20 protein-coding genes and 2 pseudogenes are annotated in these 25,406 nt (G+C 64.8%); 14 read left to right on the forward strand and 8 right to left on the reverse strand.

Annotated features, from left to right (window positions below; genetic code table 11):
- Positions 1 to 6: 6 nt before the first annotated feature.
- A complete protein-coding gene (locus tag HN018_RS09240) occupies positions 7 to 3,234 on the reverse strand; it encodes a DEAD/DEAH box helicase (RefSeq protein ID WP_171834113.1) in 3,228 nt (1,075 codons plus the stop codon).
- Positions 3,235 to 3,461: 227 nt separating this feature from the next.
- Here HN018_RS09240 and HN018_RS09245 point away from each other — a divergent pair, with 227 nt between their 5' ends.
- Positions 3,462 to 4,493, forward strand: coding sequence for an LLM class flavin-dependent oxidoreductase (locus HN018_RS09245; protein ID WP_171834112.1), 1,032 nt, complete (start codon positions 3,462 to 3,464; stop codon positions 4,491 to 4,493).
- A 129-nt stretch (positions 4,494 to 4,622) separates the two neighbouring features.
- Here HN018_RS09245 and HN018_RS09250 read toward each other — a convergent pair whose 3' ends face one another.
- Positions 4,623 to 5,618 (reverse strand): zinc-dependent alcohol dehydrogenase family protein, encoded by a 996-nt coding sequence (locus HN018_RS09250; RefSeq protein ID WP_239479166.1) that lies wholly within the window; start codon positions 5,616 to 5,618, stop codon positions 4,623 to 4,625.
- A gap of 141 nt (positions 5,619 to 5,759) precedes the next feature.
- Here HN018_RS09250 and HN018_RS09255 point away from each other — a divergent pair, with 141 nt between their 5' ends.
- Positions 5,760 to 6,674 (forward strand): LysR family transcriptional regulator, encoded by a 915-nt coding sequence (locus HN018_RS09255; protein ID WP_171834110.1) that lies wholly within the window; start codon positions 5,760 to 5,762, stop codon positions 6,672 to 6,674.
- Between the two features lie 570 nt (positions 6,675 to 7,244).
- Positions 7,245 to 7,610 (forward strand): hypothetical protein, encoded by a 366-nt coding sequence (locus HN018_RS28635; RefSeq protein WP_239479167.1) that lies wholly within the window; start codon positions 7,245 to 7,247, stop codon positions 7,608 to 7,610.
- 3 nt (positions 7,611 to 7,613) lie between these two features.
- Here HN018_RS28635 and HN018_RS09265 read toward each other — a convergent pair.
- The 3 genes and pseudogenes from HN018_RS09265 to metE form a co-directional block, all read right to left on the reverse strand.
- Positions 7,614 to 7,885 (reverse strand): annotated as a pseudogene (locus HN018_RS09265) (transposase domain-containing protein); the annotation flags it as partial.
- 225 nt (positions 7,886 to 8,110) lie between these two features.
- A complete protein-coding gene (locus HN018_RS09270) occupies positions 8,111 to 9,691 on the reverse strand; it encodes a S10 family peptidase (RefSeq protein WP_171834160.1) in 1,581 nt (526 codons plus the stop codon).
- A 412-nt stretch (positions 9,692 to 10,103) separates the two neighbouring features.
- Positions 10,104 to 11,362: pseudogene (gene metE, locus HN018_RS09275) on the reverse strand (5-methyltetrahydropteroyltriglutamate--homocysteine S-methyltransferase); the annotation flags it as partial.
- 74 nt (positions 11,363 to 11,436) lie between these two features.
- Here metE and HN018_RS09280 point away from each other — a divergent pair.
- The 5 genes from HN018_RS09280 (at position 11,437) to HN018_RS09300 (ending at position 16,064) form a co-directional block, all read left to right on the forward strand.
- Positions 11,437 to 11,928 carry a cupin domain-containing protein gene (locus tag HN018_RS09280; RefSeq protein WP_239479169.1) on the forward strand — a complete coding sequence of 164 codons (492 nt, stop codon included), beginning with the start codon at positions 11,437 to 11,439 and terminating at the stop codon, positions 11,926 to 11,928.
- Between the two features lie 25 nt (positions 11,929 to 11,953).
- A complete protein-coding gene (locus HN018_RS09285) occupies positions 11,954 to 12,937 on the forward strand; it encodes an SMP-30/gluconolactonase/LRE family protein (RefSeq protein WP_171834108.1) in 984 nt (327 codons plus the stop codon).
- Positions 12,938 to 13,144: 207 nt separating this feature from the next.
- Complete coding sequence (locus HN018_RS09290) at positions 13,145 to 14,260, forward strand: sugar ABC transporter substrate-binding protein (RefSeq protein WP_171834107.1); 1,116 nt, start codon at positions 13,145 to 13,147, stop codon at positions 14,258 to 14,260.
- A gap of 5 nt (positions 14,261 to 14,265) precedes the next feature.
- Entirely contained in the window at positions 14,266 to 15,276 is a 1,011-nt protein-coding gene (locus tag HN018_RS09295; RefSeq protein WP_171834106.1) for an ABC transporter permease, read from the forward strand.
- Positions 15,276 to 16,064: an ATP-binding cassette domain-containing protein gene (locus tag HN018_RS09300; protein WP_171834105.1), complete on the forward strand. Its 789-nt coding sequence runs from the start codon at positions 15,276 to 15,278 to the stop codon at positions 16,062 to 16,064. The genes HN018_RS09295 and HN018_RS09300 overlap by 1 nt, the downstream gene beginning before the upstream one ends.
- A gap of 115 nt (positions 16,065 to 16,179) precedes the next feature.
- On the opposite strand, the gene HN018_RS09305 is transcribed toward HN018_RS09300, so the two are convergent.
- Complete coding sequence (locus HN018_RS09305) at positions 16,180 to 17,466, reverse strand: sugar MFS transporter (protein WP_171834104.1); 1,287 nt, start codon at positions 17,464 to 17,466, stop codon at positions 16,180 to 16,182.
- Positions 17,467 to 17,918: 452 nt separating this feature from the next.
- On the opposite strand from HN018_RS09305, the gene nagB reads away from it, so the two are divergent.
- The 3 genes from nagB to HN018_RS09325 all read left to right on the forward strand — a co-directional run bounded on the left by nagB (position 17,919) and on the right by HN018_RS09325 (position 21,529).
- Positions 17,919 to 18,710, forward strand: a complete 792-nt coding sequence (gene nagB / locus HN018_RS09310) for a glucosamine-6-phosphate deaminase (RefSeq protein ID WP_171834103.1) — start codon at positions 17,919 to 17,921, stop codon at positions 18,708 to 18,710.
- A gap of 1,127 nt (positions 18,711 to 19,837) precedes the next feature.
- Entirely contained in the window at positions 19,838 to 20,626 is a 789-nt protein-coding gene (locus HN018_RS09320) for a hypothetical protein (protein ID WP_171834102.1), read from the forward strand.
- Between the two features lie 72 nt (positions 20,627 to 20,698).
- The gene (locus HN018_RS09325) at positions 20,699 to 21,529 is read left to right on the forward strand and encodes a hypothetical protein (RefSeq protein ID WP_171834101.1); all 831 of its coding nucleotides are present in this window, start codon (positions 20,699 to 20,701) and stop codon (positions 21,527 to 21,529) included.
- A 352-nt stretch (positions 21,530 to 21,881) separates the two neighbouring features.
- On the opposite strand, the gene HN018_RS09330 is transcribed toward HN018_RS09325, so the two are convergent.
- The gene (locus tag HN018_RS09330) at positions 21,882 to 22,289 is read right to left on the reverse strand and encodes a winged helix-turn-helix transcriptional regulator (RefSeq protein ID WP_171834100.1); all 408 of its coding nucleotides are present in this window, start codon (positions 22,287 to 22,289) and stop codon (positions 21,882 to 21,884) included.
- A gap of 62 nt (positions 22,290 to 22,351) precedes the next feature.
- On the opposite strand from HN018_RS09330, the gene HN018_RS09335 reads away from it, so the two are divergent.
- Positions 22,352 to 23,083: an SDR family NAD(P)-dependent oxidoreductase gene (locus HN018_RS09335; RefSeq protein ID WP_171834099.1), complete on the forward strand. Its 732-nt coding sequence runs from the start codon at positions 22,352 to 22,354 to the stop codon at positions 23,081 to 23,083.
- A gap of 17 nt (positions 23,084 to 23,100) precedes the next feature.
- Here the strand turns inward: HN018_RS09335 and HN018_RS09340 are convergent, their stop codons facing one another.
- A complete protein-coding gene (locus HN018_RS09340) occupies positions 23,101 to 23,865 on the reverse strand; it encodes a copper homeostasis protein CutC (protein ID WP_171834098.1) in 765 nt (254 codons plus the stop codon).
- Positions 23,866 to 23,943: 78 nt separating this feature from the next.
- Between HN018_RS09340 and msrA the strand changes: the two genes are divergently transcribed.
- Positions 23,944 to 24,456 carry a peptide-methionine (S)-S-oxide reductase MsrA gene (msrA, locus tag HN018_RS09345; protein ID WP_171834097.1) on the forward strand — a complete coding sequence of 171 codons (513 nt, stop codon included), beginning with the start codon at positions 23,944 to 23,946 and terminating at the stop codon, positions 24,454 to 24,456.
- A 45-nt stretch (positions 24,457 to 24,501) separates the two neighbouring features.
- Complete coding sequence (locus tag HN018_RS09350; protein WP_171834096.1) at positions 24,502 to 25,368, forward strand: hypothetical protein; 867 nt, start codon at positions 24,502 to 24,504, stop codon at positions 25,366 to 25,368.
- The last annotated feature ends 38 nt before the right edge of the window (positions 25,369 to 25,406 follow it).

A 25,406-nucleotide genomic window follows, 5' to 3' on the forward strand; every position in this document is an offset into this window, starting at 1 on the left:
CAATAATCACGCCGTCTCCGACATCTCGGCTGCAACCGGCTCCGGTTGCATGGAACTGCCGAACAGGAACTCCACATCGTCGACATCGACGCCGCTGAACTCCTCGTCCTCGCTCAGCGCGATGTTGGCGAGGTTGGCTTTCCGGCGCTGCAGTTCGACGATCCGGTCCTCGACCGTGTCCGCCGCGATGAGCTTGTACACGAAAACCGGCTTGGTCTGGCCGATCCGATGCGCCCGGTCCGAAGCCTGATCCTCCGCCGCGGGATTCCACCACGGATCATAATGGATGACCGTATCCGCCGAGGTCAGGTTCAGCCCGCGGCCGCCTGCCTTGAGGCTGATCAGGAACAGCGAGACCGCGCCGCTCTCGAACGTGCGTACCGGCTCCGCACGATCGCGCGTATCGCCACGCAGCTCTGCGAATTCGATACCGGCTTCGACCAGGCGCGGCTTGATGAGATCGAGCATGGTGGTGAACTGCGAGAATAGCAGGATGCGGCGTCCCTCGGGGATCATCTCGGTGATCATTTCCAGCAGTTCGTCGAGCTTGCTGGAACTCTCGATCAGCCGCGCCGACGGAAGCTTCACCAGCCTCGGATCGCAACAGACCTGGCGCAGCTTCAGCAACGCATCGAGCATGACGATCCGGCTCTGCGACGTGGTGAGTTCGGCCACCTGCTTGCGCACCTTGTCGTACAGCGTGCCGCGGATGGTGTCGTACAGCTCGCGCTGGTCGGCTGCGAGATCGATGCGACGCAGGATGGTGTGCTTCGGCGGCAGGTCGGTCGCCACCTCGGCCTTGGTGCGGCGCATCAGGAACGGCTTGATGCGGCGGATAAGCTGCGCGCGCCGCTGCGGGTCGTTGTCCTTTTCGATTGGGCGGCGGAAGCGCTTGGCAAACCCCTTCCGATCGCCCAGCAGCCCCGGCATCAGGAACGCGAACTCCGACCACAATTCCTGCAGGTTGTTCTCGATCGGCGTGCCCGACAGGCACAGCCGATGCCGTGTGGTCAGCTGGCAGACCGCCTTGGTGGACATCGCATCCGGGCTCTTGATGACCTGCGCCTCGTCGAGCACGGCCAGGTGCCAGGGCAGCTGCTTCATCGCCTCGATGTCGCGGGTCAGCACCGTATAGGTGGTGACGACCACATGGATGCCGGTCAGGTCGGCGCGCCGCTCGTGACGGTTCACCCCATGCAGCACCACGACGCCGAGATGCGGCGCGAACTTCGCCAGCTCGGCGGTCCAGTTGGCCACCAGGCTGGTCGGCACCACGATCAGCACCGGCTGGTCGAGCCTGCCCTCGGCCTCCTCGATGACGATATGGGCGATGGTCTGCGCGGTCTTGCCGAGACCCATGTCGTCGGCGAGGAAGCCGTTCAGCCCGACCGAGCGCAGGTGCTGCAGCCAGTTGACGCCCTGCTGCTGGTACGGACGCAGCGTGGCGGTGAAGCTGGCCGGGACCGCCACCGTCGGCAGCGTCATGTCGTGCCGGAAATGCTCGGCATACGCCTCGATCGCGGTGGCATTTTCCCAGCGCGTGGTGAGCAGATCCTCGAGACCGAGCACCGTCTCGGCCTCGCCGTCGGACAGCAGCAGCCGGTCCTCGCCCAGGCGCGACGCAGACTCGATCAGGTCCGACATCACCGCCAGCAAACGACGGATGCGTTCGGCCGGCAGCTTCAGGATGCGCCCGTCATCGAGACTGGTGATCACTTCGTCATCGACGATCTTCGCCGCCTCGATGCCGCCGCGCTCGAGCAGGCGGGACAGGATCGGCAGCAACGGGATACGGGTGCCGTCCACTTCGACGCCGAAATCCAGCGAGAACTTGCCGGCCTCGGCATCGGTCACCCGCACATCGTAATCGCCCAGCGCCGCGACCGCCCTCGGCAGGAACACCCGCTCGATCTTGTTCTGCCAGCCTTCCGCCTCGAGTGCCGGCACCTGGTCGAGCACGAAGGTCTGCCACCGGTCGGTGGCATCGCCGGTGCGATAGACGAACACCATCTGGCCCTTGACGTTGGTCGGGTCGGCGACGCGCATCTGGGTGAGGCCGTGCTGCCGCAGCACGTCGAGCGCCCCGGCCTCGGCGGCCGTGTTGCGGCGAACGAAGCTCGGATGCCCCGGCAGGTCTCCCGGGCGATGCACCCGCAGGAACTGCCGGTCGTCGTGGCTGGCGACCAGGATGCCGTCATAATCGAATTCGACGGTCAGGGCGTCGACCATCTTCAGGTGACCGGACTCGTCCGGGCACTCGGTCCGGCGCAGCCGCAGGACCGGCGCCGGCGGATGTTCTCGGATGACCGGGTCGATGGTGGTGGTGACCTTCCGTCCGGACTGGCCGCCACGCGAGGTGGCGGGCCGGCTCGGCGTGAAGCGGGACCGGTCCGGCGGACGCGGGCCGGTGCCGTATGGCCTGACGATCGGACGCGCCGGCGACGGTAGCACCGGGGCCGCCCGGGGTACGACCGGGGCCTGGCGCAGCCGCACCCGGCCAAGCGCGCCGGTTTCCGCATCGACGTACCACGGGCCGGCGTCACCCAGGATGATCGCCGAGTGCTCGGGCATCTCCGGGGCGACGTCGGCCTGGAACGCGCGCTCCTCGCCGCGGACCAGCGTCTTCTGCGTCGCCTGCCAGCGTGCGCGGCCGAGGCGCGACAACAGGCCGAGCACCGGGGTCACCGATGCCGGCGCCACCGGGTTGCGGCTGGTCTCGCCGCTGCCCAGCAGCCGCGCCATGATCCGGCTGCTCTCGGTGCTGGACCGGTCGGCCAGGATGCGGGCCGGGGTGGTCGCGACGGCCACGCCGGTCCGCTCCCCCACCATCAGGGTCTCGACATAGCAGGCGTGCGGCGGCTCGCTCGGCGAGAGCTCGAACAGCAGGCGATGGCGCTCCTCGCCGACCGGATCGGCATCTGCGCCCGGCGGTAGCTTGCGCTCCGGCTTGCGCAGCGCCGGATAGCGATCGAGTGCCGCAAGGGCACCAGCCGCGATGTGCAGGCAGGCCGACTGGCCGCAGCTGCACCGGCTGGGGAACACCACCTTGTCGCCGCGCGGCGACGGCGCGACCGTGGCGGTATGGCGCGCCTCGAGGTGATCCACGGCGACGGAGATGGAGCCGTCCTCGAGCGTGGCGGTCACCGATCCGAGCAGGATCAGGGAGCGTCCGCGCCGCAATACGCTCGCGTCAAAGAACCGGCTGAGATCGTCCGGGGAGAAAGGTGTCGGCATCCAGGAAGAAGAACCTTCGGGTCAAGAGGCACTGCTTCCCGTTACGGCAAGCTGGCAGTTTGAGGGCAGCGGCGGGGTGAATCGCTGCCGACTTCGGACCGGGCACTCTACGGGACAATGGCCGCCACGTCGAACCATTCGAGCGCATCCCTCGTGCCGGTCTGGTTTGCGTCGGCAATCGGCGCCCTCTATGCGTCGAACCGCGCAACAGCGGGAACGGGTACCGGATGCCACAGCACCTTGAGATGGGGCTCGACACCTTCGGCGACGTCACCGCCGGCCCGGACGGGCGGCTTCTGCCGCATGCGCAGGTCATCAGGAACGTCATCGCCGAGGGGGTGCTGGCCGATCGGGTCGGGATCGACTTCATCGGCATCGGCGAGCATCACCGCGCCGATTTCGCGGTCTCGGCCCCGGAGATCGTGCTGGCCGCCATCGCCGCCCTGACCGGGCGCATCCGGCTGGGCTCGGCGGTGACGGTGCTGAGCTCGGACGACCCGATCCGGGTGTTCCAGCGCTTCACCACCCTGGACGCGGCATCGAACGGCCGGGCCGAGGTCATCCTCGGGCGCGGCTCGTTCACCGAATCCTTCCCGCTGTTCGGCCATGCGCTGTCCGATTACGAGGCCCTGTTCGAGGAAAAGCTCGACCTGTTCGCAGCCCTGGTCCGGCAGAACCCGGTGAACTGGAAGGGTGCCAGCCGACCGCCCCTGGTCGCCCAGAGCGTGTTCCCACAGACCGAGACCAGGCCCCTCACCACCTGGATCGGGGTCGGCGGCAGCCCCGAATCGGTGGTCCGGGCAGCCCGCTACGACATGCCGCTGATGCTGGCGATCATCGGCGGCGAGCCGCGTCGGTTCGGCCGCCATGTGGACCTGTATCGGCGAGCGTTCGCGCAACTGGGCAGGCCGGTGCAGCCGATCGGGGTCCATTCGCCAGGCCATGTCGCTGATACCGACGAGCAGGCGCGCGCCCAGCTCTGGCCCGACTACAAGACCATGCGCGACCTGATCGGCGCCGAGCGCGGCTGGCCGCCGATGGGACGCGCCGAGTTCGACCAGGAGGCCGACCACGGCTCGCTGTATGTCGGTTCGCCCGAGACCGTGGCCCGCAAGATCGCCGCCACCGCCAAGGTCCTCGGCCTCTCGCGCTTCGACCTCAAATACAGCGCCGGCCCGATGCCGCACGAGACGATCATGCGCAGCATCGAGCTCTACGGCACCCGCGTCATCCCGATGGTGCGCGAACTGCTCGCCTGATCCGGCCGGCGCTCAAGTGCATCTGTCCCGCGCATGATGGCCTCTACCTGTTGGCGCCTGTCTCTGATCGATACCGGAATGTTGCATCCAGGGCGGAAGCATTCATCAACACGCCCCACGCCGTCACCATCACGACACGCCGATGACTATCTTGCCGAAAGGGCCGCGGCTCAAATGGTCGAGCGCTTCGGGCAGGTCGTCTATCGAGTAGCGTGTGTCGATCACAGGTTTCAGGCCGGTCCGGTCCACCATTCGGACGAGGTCTTCCAGGGCGCGGCGATGACCCGTACCGATGCCTTGGATGACCACATCCTTGAACAGCAAAGGAGCCACGGGAGCGCTCACCTCGAAGCCTCCGAGCGCACCGATCAAGGAGATGCGCCCACCCACAGCCACGACCTCCGCCGCCTGGCCGAGGTGGGTGCCGCCAACGATCTCAAGCACGTGGTCGACACCTCGGCCATCCGTGATGTCGAGCACAATATTCCCCCACTTCTCCAGGCGTCGATCAATGGCGTGGTGCGCGCCCAGCGCCCTGACGCGGTCGAGCTTGTCCGAACCTGCCGACACGATCACCGTGGCTCCGTGCGCCATCGCAATCTGCAACCCAAACAGGCCGACGCCCCCCGTACCCTCGATCAGCACCGTTTGCCCAGGCTGTAACCTGCCGCGCTCGATCAGGGCGAACCATGCCGTCAGGGCAGCACAGGGCAAGGTGCTGGCGTCCGCCGACTGCAACGTCGTGGGGGCGTAGACGAACCAATCCTGGGGAAACACAACGTACTCCGCCAACACTCCGGGATAGTGTCCGCCGAGCGTCCGGTAAGATGGGGTGCGAGCGGTGCCGGGTCGTGCCCCTTCGATCCAATCGGGTGTGATTGTGGAGATCACATTGTCACCCACCGCGAAGCGTGACGCCTCCCTGCCAAGCCCCACCACCCGGCCCGCAAGGTCCGAGCCGGGCGTGAACGGGAACGCGATCGGCAGGCCCCGACCGGTCTCGACCACCATCTTGTCCCGATGGTTCAGCGCAACGGCCTTCACCTTCACCAACAACTCGTGCTGCCCCGGTTGCGGGATCGGGACACGCCGCAGTGTTAGCTGATCCCTGCCGATCGCACCCATCTCCCACCGCCTCATCGTGTCTTCCATAAGCGCACGCTCCTAGCCGCGCGGCTGCCCGGCTTACCGGCCAAGTATCTGCTGCCTGCCGCTGTGCCGGGAATACGGTATGATCGGCATAGGTTATTGCGCTGGAGAGCAACAATGCGGGGAGGCGAGTTCGCGGAGCTGGCGGCATTCGTGCAGGTCGCGAGGGAGCGCAGCTTCCGGCGCGCTTCACAGCAGCTTGGATTGTCGCCATCGACGCTGAGCCGCACGATCCGGAGCCTGGAGGAGCGGCTCGGCACGCGGCTTCTCAACCGTACTACGCGCAGCGTCGCACCGACTGAAGCGGGCGATGTCCTGCTTAAGCGCATGCACGGGGCCATGGCGGAGATGGACGGTGCCGTCCGTGAAGCTGCGGCGCATCAGGTACGGCCGAGGGGGTTGGTCCGCTTGAACCTGCCACACGTCGCGGCGCGAGTGGTGATCGCCCCCATCCTGGCCGGGTTCTCTCAGGCATATCCCGACATCCGGCTCGACCTCGTGCTCGACGACGGCATGACTGACGTCGTGGGGGCGGGGTTCGATGCCGGAATCCGGTCTGGAGCACTCGTTCAGCGCGATATGGTCGCAGTCCCACTGACACCCGACCTGCGGATGGCCGTCGTCGGCTCACCGGCCTACTTTGCAAGCCGGCAGCTGCCTTCCTTGCCGGAGCACATCCGAAACCATGCTTGCATCACCTACCGCTGGCATGGGACGGGCGCCCTGTTCCGCTGGTCCTTCGATGGTCCGGACGGGCATGTGGACGTTGCCGTGGACAGCGTCGTCACCGCCAACGACACCGACCTCCTTCTCACGGCCGCGTTGGCTGGCGTCGGGCTCGCTTTTCTGCCGGAATGCATGGTGACGGAGCACATCAGGCGCGGCGTGTTGGTGCGCGTGCTGGAGGATTGGTGTCAGCCGTTCTCCGGGTTCCACCTTTATTACCCCAGCCGTCCTTACATGCCTCCGGCACTGCAGGCCTTTGTCGACTTCGTCAGGCGGCCGGAGGCGCAGATCCCGGCTGGAGCTTGAACCATTACAGATCCAGGCAGCCTTCGCAGTCGACGGGCCAAGTGCGTCTCTGTTCGCTTCGAGGTCGTCGAGGGCGGTCGTTCCGACATCGATCAGAGACAGGCGCTTACAGCGTTAGCCTTTCAGGCCGCGGTCCAACTGCTGCCAGTCCTCGCCCTCAACCTGCGGCTGACCCCCACCTTTCGCCCGCGCCGTCGCCAGGCAGTAAGCCTCCGGTCATGTCGAGGCATGACCATCCGGGCTTTAACGATAGACCTTGGTCGCGCATGATGGGTTATGGCAAACGCGTCTGATGATCGAGTTCTTCTGCTGCACGGTATCGCATCCGGAGCACGGTCAATGCGACGACTTGAACGAGCGATAATCGCGGCAGGTTATGATACGCTGAACCTTGCCTATCCATCGTGCACGATGTGCCTTGTCGATTTGGTCGAAAAGGTGCGTCTACAATCCGCTTGGATAGAGCGAAAGGGTACAGGTGTTACGCATTTTGTTACATATTCTATGGGCGGCCTTCTGGCACGAGCTTACATTGAACGATACCGCCCAATCCGCTTAGGACGTGTCGTCATGCTGGCACCTCCGAATGGTGGCAGTGAGATTGCCGATCTACTCGTAAACAATCAATTCTATCGAAAAATCTTTGGACCTATGGGCGCCGAGTTGACGACATCGCCATCGTCGTCGCTCGAGCAACTGCTAGGAAAGGTTGATTATCCTCTTGGAATTGTAGCTGGCAACAGATTTGTCGATCCTTTGGGATGGCTCCTCATTCCAGGTCCTAATGACGGGCGTGTATCGGTTGAGCATACAATGGTTCCGGGAATGGCAGATCATATAACGATTCCGGCAACCCATTTTGCCATGATGCGGAACCAAAACGCTATCCGACACGTAGTCGCGTTTTTAGTAAATGGACACTTTGTCCGCGACTGAATATCAAGCAGGGCCACCTGCGCCACGGCCGCTAATAGTCCATGGCAGAAGTTCGTCGATGCGGTTGACGGGGTGGTCTGCGATGCGGCTGATGACGTGTGGCAGGTAGGCTCATGGATCGAGACCGTTCAACCTGGCTATACCGATCAGGCTATAGATCGCCGCCGCCCGCTCTCCGCCCCCATCCGATCCAGCGAACAACCAGTTCTTTCTGCCAGTGCCACGGGACGCATAGCGCGTTCTACCGGATTGTTGTCCATGGCGGCTGCACCATCGGGAACCGGCGCGTCCGGATCAAGGCCGATCAGGTAGGCGACCGACGTCTCCAGCACGTCCGCCAGTCTGGACAGGCGCCGGCCGCGTGGCAGTGGCAGTTCGTCTTCGAGAAGTCCCCGCACCAGGCCGGCGGGAAGCCCGGCCGCATGAGCCGCCTGTTCCGGTGACAGCTCGAGCCTGCCCTGGAGCCGCGCCGCGATGCTCATGAACCGGGCTCCCTGACCCTACTTCCGCGCCACCGGCTGTGCCGGCTGGTTGTCGGTGCGGCGGATGAAGTCGGCAGCATTGTCGTGCAGCTGCTTCAGTGCGTCCTCGTGCGCGTACACCATGTGTCCAGACTGGTACTGGTTGATCTCGACGTTCCCCGCCAGGCTCTTCGGGATCGGCAGATGGCGCATCTCGTACACGCCCTCGAAATACGGCGTGCCCAGATCGAAATAGCCCTGGTTGAGCTGCACCTTCAGCTTCGGATTGTATTTCATCGCCGCCGCCAGGTCGGGCAGCACGTTCGGCACGCCGCGCACCGGGCGCATCGCACCCGGCGGTTGATGGGTGAAGGACCAGTCGCGGATATTGTTGGCGCTCTGCTTGTAGTCCATCCAGCCGTCATCGCCCGGGCCGCCGTCGCCGTAATGCAGCACCTTGCGGGAGTAGTCGTTGAACGCGGCGATATAGGCCGCCGACATCGCCGCACCTTGCGGGTCGTAGTCGGGCCGCTGGGCGAGCGGGTCCATCGCCGGTCCCGAGAAGCGGCTGTCGAGGCGGCCGGTATCCATCTCGTCCTTGCCCAGCAGCGTCTGCTCGAACTCGCCGCCATTCACCCGCAGGTTGGCCTTCTTGATATAATCGACCGGCAACCCGGTATAGTCATGCAGCTTCTGCGCGATCCGGTCGCGTTCAGCGTCGGGCAGGGCCGTGCCTTGCTGCAGGGCGCTGTTGTAGTCGGTCAGGGCGAAATGCTCGACCTCGTCGAGGAACTTGCGCAGATCCGGCGGCTGGGTATCCAGCTTGTGGTGATAGAATGCGGTCGCGGCGAAACTTGGCAGCGCGAGCATGTAGGGTTGGTCGAAACTCGGGTTGAATTGCGGCGAGTCGATGCTGTTGTCATAGTTGAGGATCTGCGACAGGAGCATGACCCCGTTCAGGTCGATGCTTTTCTCTTCCTGCAGCTCATGCGCCAGGATCGCCGAGCGGGTGGTGCCATAGCTCTCGCCGAACAGGTATTTGGGCGAGTTGAAGCGACCGAAGCGGCCGAGGAACTGCGCGATGAAGCTGGTGAAGGCGTAGGCGTCCGGGTCGGTGCCGTAGAACGCCTTCTCCTTGTCCTTGCCGGCAATGCGGCCAAAGCCGGTGCCGGGCGCATCGATGAACACGAGGTCGGATGCATCGAGCAGGCTATCGTCGTTGTTGACCACCTGGTAGGGCGCCGCATCGGTATGGGTATCGTCCGCGGTCACGACCCGCTTTGGCCCGAACGCGCCCATGTGCAGCCAGACCGTCGCCGAGCCGGGGCCGCCATTATAGACGAAGGTGATCGGCCGGTTCTCCGGACGCACGCCTTTCTTGAAATACGCGACATAGAACATCGACGCTTCGGCGGTCGGGTTCTTGTCGTCCTTCTTCTCGTCCTTGCCGCGATCGAAAGCGTCGGCATCGTCCCAGCCCTTGGGATGCACGACCAGGGTGCCAGCCACTGCCTGGTAGTCGATCTTCTGGCCGCGCACGGTCACCGAGCCGTCGGAAATCTTCTGCTGCGGCATGAAGCGCGGGCCGGTGTCCGACGTGCCCTGGCCGTCCGCGTGCATCGTGATGGTCGACCCGTCGCCGGCGGCGAGCGCCGGTCGGATCGGAGTCGAACCCAGGATGAGGACCGGCAGGACGGCGAGGGTGGCGGCATGACAAAGCAGTTGACGACGCAACACGGCGTTACTCCAGGGCAGGGGCCTGCATGGCCCGTCCTGAACTCCTGGACTGCCCGCGTCTCCGTTACAACACCTTCCGACGCGTCTGACCTTCCTGTGATGCGGCGAGCAATTCTGCAATCCAAACCCTGAAACCCGTCGATCTCGACAGATTTCGATCCAGTTGCTTGGCCCGATTGAAATCCCGGAGACCGGCGCGTCTTCGGTCTATCGGGCCGATCCAATATCCGCCACGCCCGCTCCCATCCGAAGACCCACGCCGACGGACGAGCCGCCGGCGTGGACCACCCTCGGCTCAGGCTTCGAGGCGAAGTCGTGCCACTGCCTCAACAAGGTTTCGCAACGCAGGTTCGACCTCCGCCCATGACCGCGTCTTCAGCCCGCAGTCCGGATTGACCCAGATCTGCCAATCATCCAGGCGCTGCCGGGCCAGTCGCAACAATCCCAGCATCTCGTCGGCATTGGGAACACGGGGCGAGTGAATGTCCCAGATGCCCGGCCCGATTTCCGCCGGATACCCCGCGCCATCGACCGCGAACGCATCCAGCAGTCCCATCCGGCTGCGGGTCGTCTCGATGCTGATCGCGTCGGCATCCATCGCGGCGATCGACGGCATGATGTCGTTGAACTCGCTGTAGCACATGTGGGTATGGATGCGCGTCGCGTCGGCCACCGCCGAAGTCGCCAGCCGGAAACAGCCGACCGCCCATTCGAGATACCGTTGCTGGGCATGGCGTCGCAGCGGAAGACCCTCGCGAAACGCCGGTTCGTCCACCTGGATGATGGCGATCCCGCTCTGCTCCAGATCGGCCACCTCGTCGCGCAGTGCCAGCGCGATCTGGCGGCACACGGTCTCCCGCGGCAGATCGTCGCGCACGAACGACCATTGCATCATCGTGACCGGCCCGGTCAGCATCCCCTTCATCGGGCGTGATGTCCGCGACTGCGCGTGCGTGGTCCAGCGCACGGTCATCGGGGCCGGTCGCGAGACGTCGCCCCAGATGACCGGCGGCGACACGCAGCGGCTGCCGTACGCCATGTCGGGTGAAGGCGTAGCCGGCGAGCCGTTCGGGGAAATACTTCACCATGTCATTGCGTTCGAACTCGCCATGCACGAACACGTCGAGCCCGATTTCCTCCTGCCGCCGGATCGCGTCGTCGATCCATCCGGCAATCAGCGCGTCGTAGCCTGCCTGGTCCAGCGTTCCGCTTGCGTGTGCGGCGCGTGCCGCCCGAACCTCCCGGGTCTGCGGAAACGAGCCGATCGTCGTGGTGGGAAAGCGGGCGAGCGGCAGCCGTGCCTGCTGCGCCACCCGTCGCTCGCCGAACGGCGTCCGGCGCCGGCTGTCGACGTCGCCGATCGCGCCGAGACGCGCCGCCACCGCTGCGTAATGGACCTGGCGGGAATCACGGCGGACCCTGATCGCCGCCTGGTTCCGCGCCAGTGCGCCGTAGATCGCCTCGTCTCCCTCGCAGGCTCCGAGCCGACAGCAGCGCCACCTCGTCCAGTTTCTGCCGCGCAAACGCCAGGCAGGACCGCAGGCGCGGATCGAGGGCGACCATCTCCCGGCGAACCTTTGTGCTGCAAGGTGGTTGCTCATCATCATCGTCAGCACGGGGAAGACATCATGCGCAACCCGATCGAAATGATCACCGGCAGTCAACCCCGGCCCGACGACAAGAGCGGCCCGAAGCCCAGCGTCCCGTATTGGCATCTCTGGACCGACGATACCGGCATCAGCCACCAGGCCCAGTGCGCGCTTACCGATTACCAGCTCAAGGGCGTCGGCGCCGCAGACCCGCAATGGAACAACAAGCTGCAGACAGCCTCCTCGACCGTGGTGTTCACCGTGCAGCCGGTCGGCTGGGTCGGCGACTGGCACGAAAACCCCGCGCCGCAATGGATCGTCGTGCTGTCCGGCCGCTGGTGGATCGAGAGCATGGACGGCACCCGGATCGAGCAGGGCCCTGGCGAGTTCTCGTTCGGCGAGGACCAGGGCTGCACCGAGACCGACGGCAAGAAGGGCCACCGCTCCGGCACCATCGGCCACGAGCCCGCCGTGCTGATGACGGTCCAGCTGCATGTCGACCCGCGCCACCAGCCTTGCCACATCACCTGACCGGTCACCCAGGCGGATACACATCATGATCGACGACCCATCGCTCCTCCCGGGCAAGCTGTTGCGCAGACCGGGCCCGCCGCAAACCGCTCCGGCATTTCGCGGCGTCCAGATCGACGATCCGCGCCTGGCCGAAGTGCTGTCTCCGGACGCGCCGCTGCTGGTGCTTTACGAGGGCAGCCTGCATGCCGAGGGACCGGTCTGGGTCCCGGCCGCCAACCGGCTGTTCTGGTCCGACGTCCCCAACCGGCGCCTGCTGGAACTGCATCCGGACGGTCAGGTCACCGCCGCCCTCGACGACACCTATTTCATGAACGGCAACGCGCTCGATGTCGAAGGCCGCCTGGTGCATTGCGAGCATGGCCGCCGCTGCATCAGCCGCTCCAACGACAACGGCGAGGTCGAGCCGATCGTCACCCATTACCAGGGCCGGCGCCTCAACTCGCCGAACGACGTCACCGTCGCCGCCGACGGCACGATCTGGTTCACCGACCCGACCTTCGGCCTGCTGATGCCGAACCAGGGCAGCCTCGCCGAGCCTGAACTCGATCATCGCAGCGTCTATCGTTTCGACCCGCGCACCGGCGACCTGCGTCGCATGGCCGATTTCGAGGAACCGAACGGCCTGGCATTCTCGCCCGACGGCCGCACCCTCTACGTCTCCGACACCGCCATCTCGCTTGCCGAAGTGCCCGGCGACCTGAGCGGCACCACCCACGAGATCCTGGCATTCGACGTCGCCGGGGACGGCACTTTGTCGAACCGGCGCTTCTTCTATCACACCGACCACGGCTACCCGGACGGGTTCACCGTCGACAGGCGTGGCTGGGTCTGGACCAGTGCCGCCGACGGCATCCACGTCATTGCCGCCGACCGCACGGCGCTCGGCTATATCCCGACCGGCTCGGTATGCTCCAACTGCACCTTCGGCGGCCCGGACATGAGCCGCCTGTTCATCGCCGCGACCGACACCCTGCTGGCCATCGACCTCCGGCTGCCTGCCGCATAGTCCGGCCGGAGGCGCCGGAACGTTACTTGGGCGATCGATCGGGCGGCCAATACGACGTGGTCGATCATTTCGGGCGAGGACGGCGTTACCACCAATTTATTTTATCAGTCTTGACTCCGGAGAGACGCGGATGCCTGACTTCGGTGGCAACGAGGCGCTGCGATAACTGAAACTTGTCGCTGACGATCTCGACCATTGGAGGAAGTCATGTCCGGACCGGATGATGTCTCGCAAACCGATTTGGCCGCCACGGATTCACCGAACGACACCCTTATCCTGCATCCAGGTCGTCGCGGCCTTCTGCAAGGCGCCGCCCTTGGAGGGACGCTTGCGATGCTCGGTGGCATGCGAAATGCCATGGCCGCGCCCGACGGCCCATTTCCCGCCCATCCGAAGTGGCGCTTCGTGTTCGTCAACCATGTAACCACCAACCCATTCTTCACGCCCACGCAGTACGGCATGCAGGATGCCGCCGCGCTGCTCGGCTGCGGCACGCAATGGACCGGTTCGGTGACCTCCGATGTCGGCCAGATGGTCAGCTCGATGAATTCGGCGATCGCCGCCAAAGCCAGCGCCATCGCGGTGTCCATCATCGATCCGCACGCGTTCAACGATCCCGTACAGCGCGCGCTGGAGGCCGGGATCCCGGTGTTCTCCTATAACGCCGACGCGCCGACCGGCAGCGGCAACAAGCGGTTGGCGTATATCGGGCAGGATCTTTATCAGGCCGGCGTCAAGATGGGCGAGCGCATCGTCAGCATGATCGATAGCGGCCCGGTTGCGCTGTTCATCGCCACGCCCGGCCAGCTCAACATCCAGCCACGGCTGGATGGCGCGTCCGACGTGATCAAGAAGTCCGGCAAGGCAATCACGATCGATGTCGTGGCAACCGGCGCCACCGTCAACGAGGAGATCTCCAAGGTTAAGTCATATTACCTCGGCCACCAGCACGTGAAGGGAATGTTCGCCGTCGATGGCGGTACCACCGAGGGCATCGCCGAGACGATGGACCAGTATGATCTCGCCTCCAAGGGCGTGCATGGCGGCGGCTTCGACCTGCTTCCCCGCACGCTGGAGCTCATCAAGAAGGGCGCGATGGATTTTACCATCGACCAGCAGCCGTACATCCAGGGATTCTATACGGTGGTGGAGATGTTCACCTTCCTGGCCTCGGGCGGTCTCGTCGGTCCGGCCGACGTCAACACAGGCCTGAAGTTCGTCACCAAGGAAAATGTCGACCCATACTTGACCACGTCGACGCGCTACGAAGGCAAGTCCAGTCAGGCGCAGATCGTGCCGCATAGCGGGCTCATCGCAGGATAGGGGGGATGAGCGCCGAGAACGGCATCAAGCCAGCCTCAGCCCGCCCGGTGCGCTCCCGCGCATCGGTGCTGGATGCGATCCTGCGCTGGCGAGAGGCCAGCATCTTCATCGTCGCCATCCTGCTCATCGCCTACTTCGAGACTGCCAACAGGGACTTCCTGCTCTCCCAGGCAAGCCTGCAGAACCTGACGCAGTTCATAGCACCCGCCGCGATCATCTCGCTTGGCGAAATCATGCTGATGATCGGCGGCGAGATCGACCTGTCCGCCGGCATGATCTTCGCCTTCGCACCGTTCATCATGCACTTCGCCGTGGTCGCCGGGCTGCCGCCGTTCATCGGCATCCTGCTCGGCCTGTCGGCAAGTGCCGTTGTCGGCATGGTCAATGGCGCCCTGACGCTGCTGCTCCGGGTGCCCAGTTTCGTCGCCACCCTCGGCACGATGTTCCTGCTCAACGGCCTGACGCTCACCCTGTCGGCGGGAACACCGGTCGATACCCCGAACAGCCCGACGCTGGCGGCGATCTTCGGACATTGGGGCTACAGCGAAATTCTCTGGGCGCTGCTGATCGGTGCGATCATGCACCTGCTGCTGCGCAACACCCGCTGGGGACTGCATACCGTGGCGTCCGGCGGCAACCCGGTTGGTGCGAGCGAGGCCGGGATCAACGTCACCCGGCTGAAGATCGGCAATTTCATCATCAGCGCCGTGCTGTCGGGCTTCGTCGGCATCCTCGAGGATTTCCGTATTTCCTCGATCGACCCGCAGGCGGGCGGCAGCGGCATCATGTTCCTGGCCGTCGCCGCCGGGGTGATCGGCGGAACCTCGCTTGCGGGAGGTTCCGGTACCATTATCGGCGGGCTGATCGGCGCGACCGTGCTGGGCGTGCTCAATGACGGTTTTACCCTAATCGGGATCAACGCGTTCACCTTCAACATCATCCTCGGCGCGGCAATCCTCCTGGCAATGGTGTTCAACATCCAGGTGGCCCGTCTTCGGCGCAGTGGAGCAGTCTGATGAGTGGCATCGAGATCGAGCCCGCCGGATCCGTGCAGACCTTGCGCGCCGAGAACATCGTGAAGCGCTTCGGCGCGGTGACCGCCCTGCGCGGCGTCTCGCTGCATCTGCAACAAGGCGAAATACTGGGCATTCTCGGCGACAATGGCGCCGGGAAATCGACCCTGATGAAGATCCTCACCGGATACCAGTCCCAGACCGAGGGAGCCTTGTTCGTGCACGGGCAGGAGGTGGCGCTCCGCTCGGTGGACCATGCCCGCTCGCTCGGCATCGAGTGCGTCTACCAGGATCTGGCTCTCGCCAACGGACTATCGATCTACCACAACATGTTCCTGAACCGGGAGATCGTCTATCCCGGGCCGATCAAGTTGCTCAACAACCGTGCAATGCGGCGGCGCACCGCCGAGCTGCTCGATGAAATCGGGGTCAACGTACCATCGGTCGACCTGGCCGTGGAGCGTCTGTCGGGCGGCCAGCGCCAGGCGATCGCCGTCGCGCGCGCGGTCAACTCCAACGCGCGGATCCTGCTGCTCGACGAGCCGCTGGCGGCCATGGGCGCGCGCGAGGCCGGCCTCATCATCGACCTGATCCTGCGGCTGAAATCCAAGGGCAACCTGTCGATCGTCATGATCATGCACAATTACGCGCAGACGCTCGAGATCGCCGACCGCATCATGCTGATGCAGCGGGGCACGATCACCTACGAGAACGACGCAGCCTCGACCTCGGTCATCGAATTGATGGACATCGTGCGTCGCGAATACCGTTCCGCCCGGGCCGAACCCTGAGGCCGGCCGCTCCCGACACGCAGGGGCGCGGGGTCTCGATCATCCGGTAGTCCAGGCGCCGGCACGGCTGCTGCCCGCCGACGCCCGCCCGCCCTACCCATCGCCCGGCCGCCTGTCAGGCGTGCGCGGCTCTCGTTGCCAGGATGCTGCGTGCGCCGATCAGCCCGTAGAACAGGATGTATCCATAGATCGGCGCCATCACGCACCAGAACACGATCTGGAAATCGAAATGCTGTTTCAGATGCACGAAGATCTGCGGAATCACCGCGCCGCCGCAAATCCCCATGATCAGCAGTGCCGACCCGGTTTCCGTCGCCACGCCCAGCCCGCGGATCGCCAGCGGAAAGATCGCCGGCCACATCATCGCATTGGCAAACCCCAGTGCTGCGACGCACAGCACCGAGACATACCCGTGGGTCAATGCGGCACACGTCGTCAGCACGATCCCCAACGCCGCAGACCCGGCCAGGTATCGTTCTTGGCTCACGAAACGCGGCGTCAGCAGGAACCCGACCACATAACCGACCACCATCGCCGCCAGCGTGAACGAGGTAAAGAACTTGGTCTGGTCGAGCGGCAGGTGGAACCCGCGCCCGTAGGTGCCGATCGCGTCGCCGGCCATGACTTCGGCGCCGACATACAGGAACAGGCACAGGATCCCGAACCATAAATTCGGCGCCGTCGGCCAGCGCGTGGCCGAACCGGCGTTGCCGCCTGCATTGCTCTTCCCGGGGTCGATATCCGGCAGCGACGACAGCGCGATCCCCGCCGCCGCCAGCACCAGCAGCGCCGACATGCCGAGATAGGGCAGGAACACCGAGTGTGCGAACCCGGCCAGCACCGCGTCCCGCGCCTCCGGGCTGGCGGCATTCGCCACCCGGTCGGCGATCCCGCCCATGTCGCGGAGCACCAGTGCGCCCAGCACGATCGGCGCCAGCAGCCCGGCGAACTTGTTGCAGATCCCCATCAGCGCGATCCGCCGTGCAGCACCCTCGATCGGCCCGATCATACTGATATAGGGATTGATCGCGGTCTGCAGCAGCGACAGTCCGGCGCCCAGGACGAACAGCCCGAACAGCGCGCCGGCATAGATGCGCAGCGAGACGAACTGCCCGAACAGATATGTCCCCACCGCCATCACCAGCAGCGCCAGCACCAGCCCCTTCTTCATCCCGATCCGCCGCAGGATCGCCGACGCCGGCAGCGCCAGCACCAGGTAGGAGATGTAGAACACCATCGGCACCAGGAACGCATTCACCTCGTTCAGGGTGAACGCCAGCTGCACGAACGAAATCAGCGGCCCGTTCAGCCACGTCACGAACCCGATGATAAAGAACAACAGCCCGATCGTTGCGATCGGCCTCCACTGCTCGCCCGTCGGCTTCACTGCATCCACAGCCATCGTCTTCCCCTACGAATTATTATTTTATCGTTGCCGCCGCCATACGATGCACCCGTTTCGCCGCCGCGACGAGCGCACCGTCCGGCGTTACCACCGGCGTTGGTCGGTCGACACCCGCGCGCTCGTCCAAGGATCTGGTCAAGTCGCCTCAGCCGCTATCGGCAACGACCGGCGTGGTATCGCCGCGTCCTGACGCCTTCCATGGCAACGCGATCATGATCCTCTCCGGTGATGGGCCGGTCCCGGTCAGCCCATCGCTGGACCCCGCGTGTGCCGTCCTCGTAGGATCGTTGCTTCCCGCGTCGGATAGAGCCAAACCACATCATGCAATCCGCCCATCCGACCCGCATACGGCAATCAGTTCGACCCGCCCCGTCCGGCCCGTCGCGGCCGTGTGGCTGGAGAGCATCCTTGCATCAGCGGATCTTCCTTCCCAGCAGGCCCGTCCACCGATGAAGATCGTCGTCCGCCCCGATGCCGCCGCGATCGCCGAGCTCGTCGCGCGCTTGATCGCCGACCAGCTTCGCGCCCGGCCGCGCACCACCCTCGGCCTCGCCACCGGCCGTACGATGGAGCGCATCTATATCCGGCTCGCCGCCCTGCATCGGTTGGAACGGCTCGACTTCAGCCAGGTCGCCAGTTTCAATCTCGATGAATATATCGGTCTCCCGGCCAGCGACCCGCGCTCCTACCGCAAATACATGGACCGGTTCCTGTTCGACCATGTCGACATCCTTCCCGAACGCACCCACGTGCCCGACGGCATGGCCCCCGACCACGCGGCCGAGGGCCTGCGCTACGAAAGCGCAATCCACGATGCCGGCGGTATCGACCTGCAACTGCTCGGCATCGGCGAGACCGGCCATATCGGTTTCAACGAACCCCTGTCGGCATTCGCCTCGCGCACCCGCGCCGTCACCCTGGCGCCGCACACCCGCACGCAGAACGCCGCGATGTTCGGCAACGACGACAACGCCGTCCCTCCACGCGCGATGACCATGGGCATCGCCACCATCCTGGACGCACGACAGATCCTGCTGGTCGCAACCGGCATCCGCAAGGCGCGGATGCTGGCCCTCACCGTGGAGGGCCCGATGACGGCGATGATCAGCGGCACCGCCCTGCAATCGCACCCGAATTGCCTGGTCCTCGCCGACGAGCCCGCTGCATCCCAACTCACCGAGCGCGCCTACTACGATCACGTGGCCCGATACGACCCCGAGATCCTGGCGTTGCCCGGCTAGGGGGTCCAACTGGCTCGTAACGTCGCAAACTGCATAGGGCTTGCGCTGTGAGGCATCCGTCCGAGGTTCGGCCTGATCTTTTGCCTTTATAGCAGCTTCGGGACCCGCGGCGGCCCGGGCCACGACCTGTCCAAGACGCAGCGCCAGAAGTACCAAGGCCAGATTGCCGAGGCCAAGACGGACCCAATGCATTGGCATAGCGCCGGTGATCCCGGCGATAAGGCCCGCATGGGCGAAGTTGCCGACGTAAACTGTTGCTCATGGTCTCGACGATGGTCTGCATGCCCGGACAGAACCGCCCGACGAGCAGTCCCATCGGCAGCAAGGCGACCAGGACCACGCCCACGGCTGCCGCAAGCAGTAGCGGCGGACCGCGCACGCACGCGGCGTTATACGAATGGTCGGGCGCGATCGAGCGGGCTGGCTGTGTCACCTCGCCTGCTATCGGGGTGCGGGAGCGGGTTGGTCGAACGTCACGCCGGAATGAGACGATCGGCGGATCGGTCCTCGAACAGCCGGGACCGACGAAACCGCATTCGGTTCAGCCATCAGCTCGTCGCGGTCGCCAGAACGCCTAGCCCATAGATCGTGCTGCGCCGGAAAGTGATGGAAAACGCTTCGGCAAATCATTTCGTGGGACACGAGATCTCACCGACCGAGAAACCGGAATGCACCGCCTGAACGAGCATCTCGTTGTCGAAGACGAGATCGCCCGAGCAGGCCGGTAACGCCGCGCGCTCCAGCACCTTCCGGCTCCAGGCTCGGTAGCCGATGTGGTATTCGCTCGGTTTTTGCGAGATCAGGACATTCTCGACTGCAGTAAGCAGGTAGTTGAACAGTCGTAATGACCGGACACGATCATCGAGGCCATCGCGGTCACCAGACGTGGAGTATACATGTCGCGACTTGCGTCGTCGGCACGGATGATATCATCGACGATACCACGCGGGGTCTCGGCCACCGTGCGTGCTGATGCCTGTCCCGCGTCATAAGCCGGTAGAACGACCGTTACCCGTTGACCCTCGAGCATGCCGACGTGCGACATCCGAAAATAACGCCATCTCCGGTCTGGAACCGGCCTGGTGACGTGGTTCGTAGGCGACCAGGGCCGCGTGTGATAGAGACTGATGCATCCCGCTACCAGGACTTTTATCGATATGGCAGTTCACTCCTGGCGCGGCGTTTGGATCTCGACGGTCCTGTTCGAAAGAATCCGTCCGGTCTATCGCATCATGATCGTCATCGTTTCTGTCTTGATGATTGGCCTGCTCAGGTTTTCGGTGGCATCCCAGGTAGAGCGCAACTCTGACGATGCCAACAATTTCCTTGCCGGCCTGGATATGGCCCATGGCAACCTGAACCTGCACGGATGGGTCTTGGCCCCCGACAACTATGTACCCACGGATGTGCTCGGGGCCGCAGTCCTGAGCCTGATCTTCGGGCCGCGTCCTGTGCTGATGCAAGTGGCTGAAGCCCTGATATGGGCAGGAATTATCATGGTCGCCATGACCCTGGCGATGCGCGGCTTGCGCGCGCGTCCGGCATTAATCGCCGCCATGGTACCGCTGACGTTGCTGGCTCTCACCGTGCAGCGGGACAATACCGCGATGGTGTTCCTCACCAATGTCGCCTCGCATGGATTTACGATCCTGTTGGCGCTATGCGGTTTCTGGCTCGTTGTATCGATTGTGGAAGAAACGATAAAGCCTGTTTGGCCACGTCTGTTGATCCTTGGCATCGTCATTGCCACCGGAAGTTTCGCCGACCCGATATTTCTCGTGATCGGTTGCGGGCCTGTCATCGTCAGCTGTTTTCTCAGGCTTCAGAGGCATGGGAGCAACCGGCCACTCCTCTTGATAGGCGGCGTTACGTTTGCAGCTATGATCTTGGAAGGCCAGCTCCTGCAAACCATCTAGCTGCAAGGCGGCTTCAGCCTCGTCCAGCTGGACATCAAGTTTTCCACCTTCGATGAGATACCGGGACATATCTTGTTTGCAGCGCAGAGCTTTATGCGACTGATGGGCGCGGACTTTTCCGGTCAGGCGCTGGAGGGAACGCTGTCCACTGGACCCTACATCTTCATGCTTCGGTTCCCCTTTCTACTGGTTCTTCTCTTCGTCGTTCTGGAAGTCGCCATGCAGATGATCCGCCAGCTACGGGTCTGGCCTAACCGGGCGACCGAAAGTCGGCTGTTGACATGTCTCGATCAGGTGTTATGGACTGGCTTGATCCTCTGCACGACAAGTTCGATCGTGACGGCCGTGATCGCGGATCCGGGTTGTGTCCGCTTCTTTCTGCCGGCCACTGTGTTCGGTACGATCCTGATGGCACGACGCTATGCCCGCGTTCCGGTATTTGCGCTCTATGTGACAATAGCCTTCATTGGTTCCACCGCATCGGAGGCGACCTCGATTGCCCACGCGCCCTTGCGGCCGACGATCGGTTCAACTGCGGCCTGGCGTCTGGTCGAGTCACTTGAAGCGCACGATCTGAAGCACGGCTATGGTGGCTATTGGGAAAGTTCGATCACCACCGTGCTCTCGCATGGAAATATCAAGACGTTGGCCCTGATCGATGATGGATTGCATCATCTCTATCCGTTCAGGTGGTTCACCAACCTCGACCTGTACAGGGAGGCGAGCGAGAATTGGACCGGAAGAACATTCTTCCTGGCGAAGGATCAACCGTCGGCTCTGACGATGTCGCAGGCGACGATTCTCGCCACATTCGGTAAGCCAGCCGAGACCTGGCGCATCGATGATCAGGTTATCGACGTGTATAACTTCAAGCCCCATGCACTCGCTGGGCTGGCACCTTAGAGCGGGTTGGTGGCAGCTCGAACTGCAGCACGGGGTTCAGCGCGTACGCTGCGGGCGTGATCGCAGGATCTGCATGACCGGGTAATCGACACCGGCGCAAGCGGCTGCAAGCCGGCAAACCGCGGCCGGGCTGCTCGGGGTGGAGCCGCCCATTACCCTAAGCCCCGATACCCGCATGATCCATCACTGTTATCCCACCCGGAGACCAACCCCGGCTAAACGCTGCAGTCGCCGATATTAACGTCGCACCGGACCTCGGACCTGAGATCGCACGCACCATAATTAGCCCGGCTTGTATCCAGACGACGCAGGCCGAATACGGTTCAGGAGCCTGCCCGAACCGCCCGTCCGCTCAGCCGGCCTCTTTCGCACGATCATAGGCAAGCTGCGCGTCCTCGAGCTCGCCGGCATGCACCAGCGCCCAGCCGCAAAGCTGCTCGAACGGCTGACGCAACGAACTCCCAAGCGGCGTGATCGCGTATTCGACGCCCACCGGCTGGGTCGGCAACACGGTGCGCGTCACCAGCCCGTTGCGTTCCAGCCGCTTGAGCGCATCCGCGAGCGCCTTGTGGGTAATCCCACCCAGCCGATGCTTGATCTGGTTGAAGCGGGACGGTTTGGGACATAGCACCGTCAGGATCAGGACCGTCCATTTGTCGGCGATCTTGTCCAGCACCGGGCGAGCGCGAGCCAGGTCGGCCAGCGCCTGTCCGACCGCACCGCCGCGACAGGTATCCTCGATGATATCTACGCTATGCATGGTGCGTTATTGATACCAGATCTCCACGGTATATCTAGGGCCTCGTACAACGGAGACCCTCGATGGCGAACATGACGAACAAGGTGGCCCTGGTGATCGGTGGCGCCAGCGGCATCGGCCTGGCCATCGCCAGCCGGCTGGCAAGCGAAGGGGCACTCGTGTCCCTGACCGGACGTCGCCAGGCCGACCTCGATGTCGCCGCCGCCACGATCGGGCACGGCGCCAGACCCATCGTCGCCGATGCAGCCGACCCCGCCGACATCGAGCGCGCGATCGCCGCAGTCGTTACCGAGCACGGCCGGATCGACGCCCTGGTCCTGAACGCCGCCATCGCGGAACCGGAAGCCCTCCTGTCTAGTACTGCGCAACTCTTCGACCGGCATTTCGTCCTGAACGTGCGCGGCCCGCTTCTCGCCATGCGAGCCGCTGTCCCGCACATGCGAGCGGGCAGTGCGGTCGTCGTCGTCGGGTCGACCGCGAGCGAGTTGGGCAATCCGCCCTACGGCACATACGCCGCGACCAAGGCAGCCTTGCGTTCCTATGTACGGACCTGGACCCTGGAGCTGGCGCCGCTCGGCATCCGCGTGAACGTCCTCAGCCCCGGTCCGACCGAGACGCCGATGCTGGCGGACGTGTCCGATGACATTCGCGCCATCATACTCGCAAGGGTTCCGCTCGGCCGGCTGGCCCGGCCGGAGGAGATCGCGGCGGCGGCACTGTTCCTGATAAGCGACGAGTCCAGCTACATGGCCGGTTCGGACCTGCAGGTCGACGGAGGCATGGGGCAAGTTTAGGCGGGGAGGCGCGCCCGTCATTCGCCCACCCTATCTGCTTCCGGAGCATATCCTCCGGGAGCAGGCTGCGGGCAGTCGGCCAGCCGCGCCAGCATCGCCCGCACCACCGCGCCATCGGTCGCAACCCCCGGCCCGCCGAAGCCGAACCGTGCCAGCCGTTCATCCGCCGGCACCGCGCTCCGGCACGACGCGTGCACCGCCCGCACGCCGCATGCCGCCACCAGCCCGTCCACGTTGTCCGGCGTGATCCCGGACCCCGCCATGATCTCGATCCGCCCCGCCGCCGCCCGCACCAGTCGTGCCAGCACCACCGCGCCATCCACCGCGCGCGGCGCCCCGCCCGACGTCAGCACCCGCTCGAACCCGAGCCCGATCGCCGTCTCCAGCGCCGCCAGCGGATCGGGCGCCAGGTCGAACGCCCGGTGCAGCGTCCGCCCGAGCCCATTTGCCGCCATCGACAGCCGCGCCAGCATCGCCTCGTCCAGCGTCCCGTCCGCCCGCGACGCCCCCAGCACCACCCCGGCCAGCCCGGCCATCCGCACGAACCGGATCTCCGCCAGCATCGCCGCTTCGTCCGCCGGCGAGAACACGAAATCCCCATCGCGCGGCCGGATCATCGCATAGACCGGCACCGTGGAGCCCCGCGCCGCCTCGACCAGCCCCACCGGCGGCGTCGTCCCGCCGACCGCCAGCGGCCCGCACAACTCGATCCGCGCCACACCCGCCGCCACCGCCTGCCGGAGCCCGTCGATCGTATCGACGCACACTTCCAGTCCGATCATCGCCTATGCTCTCCGCTGCCGACCCCATGGACGATCGCCGCCAATGCCCCATATCTGCACAAGATGGAGGACCTACACATGACCGAAGAACGTGCCGTTCTGGCAGGTGGCTGTTTCTGGGGCGTACAGGATCTGGTTCGCCGGCAGCCCGGCGTGATCCGCACCCGAGTCGGCTACGCCGGCGGCGAGGTGCCGAACGCGACCTATCGCAACCATGGCAACCACGCTGAATCCATCGAGATCATCTTCGATCCGGCCAAGACCGACTTCCGCACGCTGCTGGAGTTCTTCTTCCAGATCCACGACCCGACCACGCTCAACCGCCAGGGCAACGATCGCGGTCCCGGCTACCGGTCGGCGATCTTCTACACCAGCGACGAGCAGCGCCGCGTCGCCGAGGACACCATCGCCGACGTCGAGGCGTCCGGCCTGTGGCCCGGCAAGGTCGTGACCGAGATCGCCCCCGCCGGCCCGTTCTGGCAGGCCGAGCCCGAGCACCAGGATTATCTCGAGCGCCTGCCGAACGGCTACACCTGCCACTTCGTCAGGCCGGGCTGGAAGCTGCCGCACCGCGCGACGGCCGCCGCCTAGGCTACCCGCAGGGAACCCACGCGAGACAATCGCAGTTTAGCGTGGATGCGCCCTAACGAAGCCCTGCCGATGCTCGCCACCGTCGCCCGGACGTACCGGCTTCTGTGGCGGCACCGGATCCTGCATGCCAAGGCGATCTGGCCGCCGATCGTTTTCCTGGTCACGGCCGAGTTTCTCTATCACCGGGTGATCGGAACCGCCCACGGCATGATGGACCGGCTGCAGGCGGTGCTGGCTGCCCCGTGGTACGTCATCGCCGGTGGGGCACTGGCCTGGCTGCTCGGCTTGAAGTTCCTGCTCTCGTTCAGCATCTCGTGGCGCCGCCATCTGCTGCTGCGCGAGACATTCGACCCGTTCTTCTTCAAGCGCCCATTCTGGAAATATCTCGGGCTTCTTCTGCTCACCTACCTATGGGCAATCCCGGTCCTGGCGATCTCGTCGCTGCCGGAACTGCTGCTCGTCCTCCGGCCCGCCACCAAGAGCGCCGGCGCATCACACCTGCTGCTGATCCTGCCTGCTGTCGTGAGCCTGGTCATCCTGTGGGCGATCATCCGCCAGGTTCCGTACTTCACCATCCTCGCTATCGGCAGGCGCCGGCCCGGCTGGCGCGGCAGCATCATCGCGATGCGCGGTTTCGCACTGCGCTACGCAGCGATCTGGCTCATGGTCATGCTCCCGGTCGCTGCGCTGAATATCCTGCTCGATTTCGGCCTGCATCTCGCGCACGCCGACCCGCACCAGGTTGCCGTGGCGCTTGGCGAGGCCACGTTCCGCCAGGCGATGCTGTTCCTGCACTTCTCGCTCGGCGCTTCGCTCGGCGCACTGACCTATGTCGCGACGCTCCCCGACGAGCCGCATCCTCTTCCAGCCTCGCAACCGATCGCGCCCGACCTGAAGGCGCTCGGCGCCTGAGCCTGCAGACACCGCGACAGCCTGTCCCGGTATCGCGG

The organism is Lichenicola cladoniae, assembly GCF_013201075.1.
Classification (GTDB): domain Bacteria; phylum Pseudomonadota; class Alphaproteobacteria; order Acetobacterales; family Acetobacteraceae; genus Lichenicola; species Lichenicola cladoniae.